Source organism: Agrobacterium sp. a22-2 (genome assembly GCF_012276985.1).
Taxonomy (GTDB): Bacteria; Pseudomonadota; Alphaproteobacteria; order Rhizobiales; family Rhizobiaceae; genus Allorhizobium.
Genome location: NZ_JAAXMM010000018.1, coordinates 119,619 through 126,305, shown reverse-complemented (window position 1 = coordinate 126,305; position 6,687 = coordinate 119,619). Strand labels below are relative to the sequence as shown.

At 61.2% G+C, this 6,687-nt stretch carries 7 protein-coding genes; 6 read left to right on the top strand and 1 reads right to left on the bottom strand.

The features are described from left to right. The first annotated feature begins 32 nt into the window (after window positions 1-32). From HFC70_RS23525 to HFC70_RS23505, 5 genes are read left to right on the top strand one after another with little or no spacing between them, the layout of a single operon-like run. Complete coding sequence (locus tag HFC70_RS23525; RefSeq protein WP_168475738.1) at window positions 33-1,565, top strand: sugar ABC transporter ATP-binding protein; 1,533 nt, start codon at window positions 33-35, stop codon at window positions 1,563-1,565. Between the two features lie 10 nt (window positions 1,566-1,575). Further along, window positions 1,576-2,577, top strand: coding sequence for an ABC transporter permease (locus HFC70_RS23520; RefSeq protein WP_168475737.1), 1,002 nt, complete (start codon window positions 1,576-1,578; stop codon window positions 2,575-2,577). After that, complete coding sequence (locus HFC70_RS23515) at window positions 2,574-3,587, top strand: ABC transporter permease (protein ID WP_168475736.1); 1,014 nt, start codon at window positions 2,574-2,576, stop codon at window positions 3,585-3,587. The genes HFC70_RS23520 and HFC70_RS23515 overlap by 4 nt, the downstream gene beginning before the upstream one ends. Beyond that, window positions 3,587-3,910: an L-rhamnose mutarotase gene (gene rhaM, locus HFC70_RS23510; RefSeq protein WP_168475735.1), complete on the top strand. Its 324-nt coding sequence runs from the start codon at window positions 3,587-3,589 to the stop codon at window positions 3,908-3,910. The genes HFC70_RS23515 and rhaM overlap by 1 nt, the downstream gene beginning before the upstream one ends. Continuing rightward, a complete protein-coding gene (locus HFC70_RS23505; protein WP_168475734.1) occupies window positions 3,907-5,298 on the top strand; it encodes an FGGY-family carbohydrate kinase in 1,392 nt (463 codons plus the stop codon). Before rhaM ends, HFC70_RS23505 begins: the two co-directional genes overlap by 4 nt. Here HFC70_RS23505 and HFC70_RS23500 read toward each other — a convergent pair. Next, window positions 5,295-5,762 (bottom strand): Lrp/AsnC family transcriptional regulator, encoded by a 468-nt coding sequence (locus tag HFC70_RS23500; protein ID WP_246735927.1) that lies wholly within the window; start codon window positions 5,760-5,762, stop codon window positions 5,295-5,297. The genes HFC70_RS23505 and HFC70_RS23500 overlap by 4 nt on opposite strands. Window positions 5,763-5,923: 161 nt before the next feature. On the opposite strand from HFC70_RS23500, the gene HFC70_RS23495 reads away from it, so the two are divergent. Next, complete coding sequence (locus HFC70_RS23495) at window positions 5,924-6,676, top strand: tryptophan 2,3-dioxygenase family protein (RefSeq protein WP_168475733.1); 753 nt, start codon at window positions 5,924-5,926, stop codon at window positions 6,674-6,676. The last annotated feature ends 11 nt before the right edge of the window (window positions 6,677-6,687 follow it).

Below are 6,687 nucleotides of genomic sequence, written 5' to 3'. Positions count from 1 at the left end.
GGGTGGGGAGGGCTTTGAAGCAAAGCCGGATAATGACCGTTCAGACCCAAACATTACAGGCCGCCGCCTTGCCGACCGACACGCCAATCCTCGAAATGCGCGGCATTTCGCAGATCTTTCCGGGCGTCAAGGCACTGGATGGGGTCAGCATTGCGCTGTATCCCGGACAGGTCACCGCTCTGATAGGCGAGAACGGCGCGGGCAAGTCGACGCTGGTGAAGATCCTGACCGGGATCTATCGACCCAACGAAGGCGAGATCCTGATCGACGGCCAAGTGATGAGCTTTGCCAGCGCGCAGGCGGCGATCGATGCCGGTGTCACGGCGATTCACCAGGAAACCGTGCTGTTCGACGAATTGACCGTCGGCGAGAATATCTTTCTCGGCCATGCGCCGCGCACCCGGTTCGGCCTGATCGACTGGAAGACCATATACACCAAATCGCGCGAACTGCTGTTGCAGCTCGAAAGCACCATCGACCCGACCATCCGCCTCAAAGACCTGTCGATCGCCCAGCGGCATCTGGTGGCAATTGCCAGGGCGCTGTCGGTGGAGGCGCGCATCGTCATCATGGATGAGCCGACGGCGGCTTTGTCGCGCAAGGAGATCGACGACCTGTTCCGCATCGTTGAGGGGCTGAAGGCTCGCGGCAAGGCGATCCTGTTCATCAGCCACAAGTTCGACGAAGTCTATGAAATTGCGGAAAACTATGCCGTGTTCCGCGATGGTCGCATGGTCGGCAGCGGTCGGCTGAAGGAAACGCCGCAGGACGAGATCGTCCGCCTGATGGTCGGTCGCGATGTGCATGACGTCTTTCCGAAGATCCAGGTTGCCATCGGCAAGACCGTTCTGTCGGTCGAGAATTACTGCCACGAAACCGAATTTCGCAATATCTCCTTCGAGCTGAAGCAGGGCGAAATCCTCGGGGTCTACGGCCTGATCGGGGCGGGGCGCTCTGAGCTTTGCCAGTCGCTGTTCGGCATTACCCGCCCGGCTTCGGGCAGGTTGACGCTCGAGGGCCGGCCGATCGAGATCCGTTCGCCGGCCGATGCGATTGCCGCCGGCATCGTTTATGTGCCGGAAGAGCGTGGTCGCCACGGGTTGGCGCTGGACATGCCGATCTACCAGAATATCTCGCTGCCTTCGTTGGCGCGGACCTCGGCGCGCGGTTTCCTGCGGGCGCTCAACGAGTTGGCGCTGGCGCGCAAATATGCCGAGCGGCTCGACCTGCGTGCCGCAGCCCTTTCGGTGCCAGTCGGCACGCTGTCCGGCGGCAACCAGCAGAAGGTGGTGATCGGCAAATGGTTGGCGACGGCGCCCAAGGTGATCATTCTCGACGAGCCGACCAAGGGCATCGATATCGGTTCCAAGGCCGCCGTGCATGGCTTCATCAGTGAACTCGCCAGCGAAGGCCTGTCGATTATCATGATCTCGTCCGAACTGCCGGAAATTCTCGGCATGTCGGATCGCGTCATGGTGATGCACGAGGGCCTGGCCGGCGGCATCTACCCGCGCGAAGGCCTGACCGCCGAGACGCTGGTGCGCGCCGCGACCGGCAATGCGTAAGGAATAGACAATGCAACGGCTCTTCAAAAATCGCGAACTGCTGCTGGGTCTGATCATCGTGGCGATGATCCTCGGCTTTTCGACGCGCGCGCCGAATTTCGCAGCGCCTGGAAATCTCGCCACTATCTTCAACGATACCTCGATCCTGATCATTCTGGCGCTCGGCCAGATGACGGTCATCCTGACGAAATCGATCGATCTTTCGGTTGCCGCCAATCTCGCCTTTACCGGCATGGCCGTGGCGATGACGGATGCGGCGTTTCCCGGCATGCCGCTTGCCGTGCTGATCGTCATGGCGATTTCCATCGGCGCGCTGCTGGGCAGCATCAACGGCTTCCTGGTCTGGGCCTTGCAGATCCCGCCGATCGTCGTGACGCTTGGTACGCTCACCATCTATCGCGGCATGGCGTTCGTGCTGTCGGGCGGCAGCTGGGTCAATGCCCATCAGATGTCGCCGACCTTCCTCAATTTTCCGCGCATCAGCGTGCTCGGCATGCCCATTCTCTCCTGGGTGGCGATCGCCATTGTCCTTGCCATCTGGTTCGTGCTGACCCGTACGCCCTTCGGCCGTTCGGCCTATGCGACGGGCGGCAATCCGACGGCCGCGATCTATGCCGGCATCGATGTCGGGCGGGCACGCTTTCTGGCCTTCGTGTTGTCTGGCGGGCTGGCAGGCCTCAGCGGCTATCTCTGGGTGTCGCGCTACGCGGTTGCTTATGTGGACATCGCTGCCGGGTTTGAGCTCGACAGCGTCGCGGCCTGCGTGATCGGCGGCATCTCCATTGCCGGTGGCATCGGTTCCGTCATTGGTACGGTGCTGGGGGCGCTGTTCCTGGGCGTGATCAAGAATGCCCTGCCGGTGATCGGCATATCACCTTTCGCGCAGATGGCGATTTCCGGGGTGGTGATCGTTCTGGCCGTGGTGTTCAATGCCCGGGCCGAGCGCAAGAAAGGCCGGATCATCCTTCGGGACCGTGCGGCAAAGGACAAGACGAACGAGGTGACGGCATGACGCTCGCAAAGACCGAACCCCGCGAAAAACGCGCCATTCCGGATCGGCTCGGCACGCCCTTCACCCGCGTCATGGCAAGCTGGGAGGTGCTGCTGTTCGGCGTGGCGGTGCTGATCTTCATCGCCAATTCTCTGGCCTCCCCGTATTTCCTCGATGCCTGGAACCTGTCCGACGCGACCTTCAATTTCACCGAAAAGGCGATGATTGCCTTCGCCATGGCGCTGCTGATCATATCCGGTGAAATCGACCTGTCGGTGGCGGCCATTATTGCTCTTGCCTCTACCGCGATGGGTTATGCGGTGCAGATGGGCGTTGGCACGCCTGGGTTGGTGGCGATCGGGATTGCAGTCGGACTGCTCTGCGGCGCGTTCAATGGCATTCTGGTGGCCGGATTGAAACTTCCGTCGATCGTTGTCACCATCGGCACGATGAGCCTGTTCCGCGGCATTTCCTATATCGTGCTGGGCGATCAGGCCTTCGGCAAATATCCGGCGGACTTCGCTTTCTTCGGCCAGGGCTATGTGTTCTGGGTGTTCTCCTTCGAATTCGTGCTGTTCCTGGTGATTGCAGCACTTTTTGCCGTGCTGCTGCACAAGACCAATTTCGGCCGCCAGGTTTATGTGATCGGCAACAATCCCTTTGCTGCGCGCTTTTCAGGGATCCCGGTCGAGCGGGTTAAGTTCATCCTGTTCCTGTTGACCGGGCTGATGAGCGGCATCGCGGCGGTCTGCCTGACCTCCCGCCTTGGCTCAACGCGGCCGTCGATCGCTCAAGGGTGGGAACTGGAAGTGGTGACCATGGTCGTGCTCGGCGGCGTGTCGATCCTTGGCGGGGCCGGAACCATCGTCGGTGTGGTGATCGCCGCCTTCGTCATGGGTCTGGTGACCTTCGGCCTTGGATTGCTGAACGTGCCGGGCATCGTCATGTCGATCTTCATCGGCCTGTTGCTGATCATCACCATTGCCCTGCCGATCGTGGCGCGGCGCATCAAGAATTCGAGGGCCGGTTGATGGCAGACCTGGAAAAGCACGCTTTCAAGATGCAGCTTCATCCCGGCATGGAAGCGGAATACAGGAAGCGCCATGACGAGATCTGGCCGGAGCTCGTGGCGCTGCTACATGAGGCCGGCGTCTCGGACTATTCGATCCATCTCGACCGCGAGACCAATATTCTGTTCGGCGTGCTGACTCGGCCCAAGGTCCATGGCATGGCCGATCTGCCCCATCATCCTGTCATGAAGCGCTGGTGGGCGCACATGGCCGATATCATGGCGAGCAATCCCGACAATTCACCCATTGCCATCGATCTCGTCACGGTCTTTCATCTGCCATGAGCGCGGCGTCGCTGGAACGGGTCGCCGTCTTCGATATCGGCAAGACCAATGCCAAGCTGGTGGTGCTTGACGTGGAGACCGGCGCGGAGATCGCCGCACGGCGCATGCCGAACCGCGTGCTGCCCGGCCCGCCCTATCAACACTACGATATCGATGCGCTCTGGGCATTCTTGCTGGAATCGCTGAAGGCGTTTGCAAAGACGCCCGGTTTCGATGCGATTTCCATTACCACCCATGGCGCGAGCGCCGTTCTGCTGACGGAGGATGGCGGTCTTGCTCTGCCGGTCCTCGATTACGAGCAGGAGTATCCAGACGAGATCCGCGCCGCCTATGACGCAGTGCGTCCTGATTTCACCGAGACCTTTTCGCCGCGCCTGGCCATGGGCCTCAATGTCGGTGCGCAGCTGCATTATCAGAAGACCGCATTTCCCAATGCTTTCGCGCGGGCCGCAACGATCCTCACCTATCCGCAATACTGGGCCTTCCGCCTGACCGGCGTCGCTGCCAATGAAGTGACGTCGCTGGGCTGCCACACGGATCTCTGGCGTCCGGAAGCCAGCGACTATTCTGCGCTGGTCGATCGTCTCGGCATTCGCGATCTGATGGCGCCGGTGCATTCGGCCTTCGAGGCGCTGGGCGTGGTGCTGCCGGAGATCGCCAAGCAGACCGGGATTGCCGGCGACATGCCCGTCCATTGCGGCATTCACGATTCCAATGCTTCGCTGCTGCCGCATCTGATCCGTCGCGAAGCACCGTTTTCGGTGGTCTCGACCGGTACCTGGGTGGTCAGTTTTGCGGTCGGCAGCCCGATCGTCGGGCTCGACCCGGCCCGCGATACGCTGGCCAATGTCGCTGCCTTCGGCAAGCCCGTGCCCTCGGCACGCTTCATGGGCGGGCGGGAGTTCGAGACGCTGACGAAGGATATCGAGACACCAGATCCGGCTGAGGTCGATGCGGTCCTCTCCGGTGTCATCGGGCGCTCGCTGATGGTGTTGCCCAATGTCGTCGAAGGGTCTGGGCCCTATCCTGGGCATCGCATGCAATGGCTGGGCGTACCGGCCAGTCCGGCCGAGCATCATGCGGCAGCCTCGCTTTACGTGGCGATGATGACGCATGCCTGCCTCGAGCTGCTGCATGCCGACGGGCCGATCGTGGTGGAAGGTCCGTTCTGCCGAAACGACCTCTATCTGAGGGCGCTGGCGTCGATCGCCGGCCGCGATGTCATCGTGCTAGCCGATGGCGCGCCGACCGGAACGGCGCAAGGTGCGGCTCTGCTGGCCGGCTGCAAGCCGCCACCTGGTCGCGACAGCCACATCGCGTCATCCCTGGATCTTGCCGCCTATCACCGGAAATGGCAGCAGGCCGTCTCGTCAGCGGGGACGCTCTAGCCGAGGCCTGCGTGGCGGGCGGCTTCTGCCAGCGAGATGTCGCCCTTGATTTCCCGGGTCACCATGGCGGTGACTGTCCGGCGCACGCCGGGCAGGCGACAGAGTTCCTGGCGCAGCAGCGTGTCGAGGGCCGCCATGTCTGCGGCGATGATGTGCAGCAGATAATCCGCATCGCCTGTCGTGGCGTGGCAGCGCCAGATCAGCGGGTGATGGCGCACCGACGTCTCGAAGGCGTCCGACAGTTCGAAATCGATCGACACCTGCACGAAGGCCTCGACGCCGAAACCCAGCTTGGCCGGGTCGAGCCGCGTCACGTAGTTGCGGATCACGCCTGTATCTTCCAGCGCCTTGACCCTTTTCCAGCAGGGCGACTTGCTGAGCCCGGTCTGCTCGGCAAGTGCTGCGAAGGAGATCCGCGCATCGGCTTCCAGGATCTGGATGATCTTCTTGTCTATGGCGTTCATGGCACACCGTTCCATCATGACTGCATCTGTGAAGTGATCGTATCTCCAGAATGGGATTTCGAACAACAAAGAGAAACAATGTTCAGCGGAAAATTGCCTATTATCAGCTCGGAAACAATGAACCGGCTCTTTTGACGTGGCCGGGAACAAAGGAACGGCCGATGCAAAAGGAAGAGTATCATGCCCGTATCGAAGCGCCTGAGATGCGCGACTACGGGGTCTATCTGCAATGCGACAAGCTGCTGACCTGTCAAAAGCCGTTGGCCGAGATGGCCAATGCCGACGAGCTGCAATTCCAGATCGTGCACCAGGTCGAAGAGCTTTGGATGAAGCTGATGGCCTATACGCTGGTCGACGTGCTCGACTACATGGAAAAGCAGGATACGCACCGCGTCGTTACCTTGATGGGCCGCGTGCACCGTTTGATGCGCATGATGACCCAGCAGCTCGATTTGCTGGAGACCATGTCGCCGAAGGAATATCAGGAAATCCGCCTGCAGCTCGGCAATGGCAGCGGCCAGGAGTCGCCCGGCTTTAAGTTTTTGCTGCGCATGCCGCCGGATCTCTGGCAGGGCTTCAAGTCGGCCTATCTCGACGGGCGCGGCCTGACGGTCGAAGACGTCTACGATACCAAATACAGCCATTGCGACAGCTATGTCGTTGCCGAGGCGCTGATCGAATATGACGAGTTGTTCCAGAAATTCCGGGCCAACCACGTCTACCTGATCCATCGGTCGATCGGCCTTGGCTCGAAATCGCTCAAAGGTCGCCCGGTCGATCTGCTGCAGGCCGGCGCCCGCCACCGGTTTTTCCCCGAGCTCTGGGATATCCGCTGCGCGATGACCGATGCTTGGGGCAGCCAGTATGGCGTCGTGCGCGAGTCGATCAGCGAGACGGAAAAGGCGCAAGCCTGATCGTCCGCAGA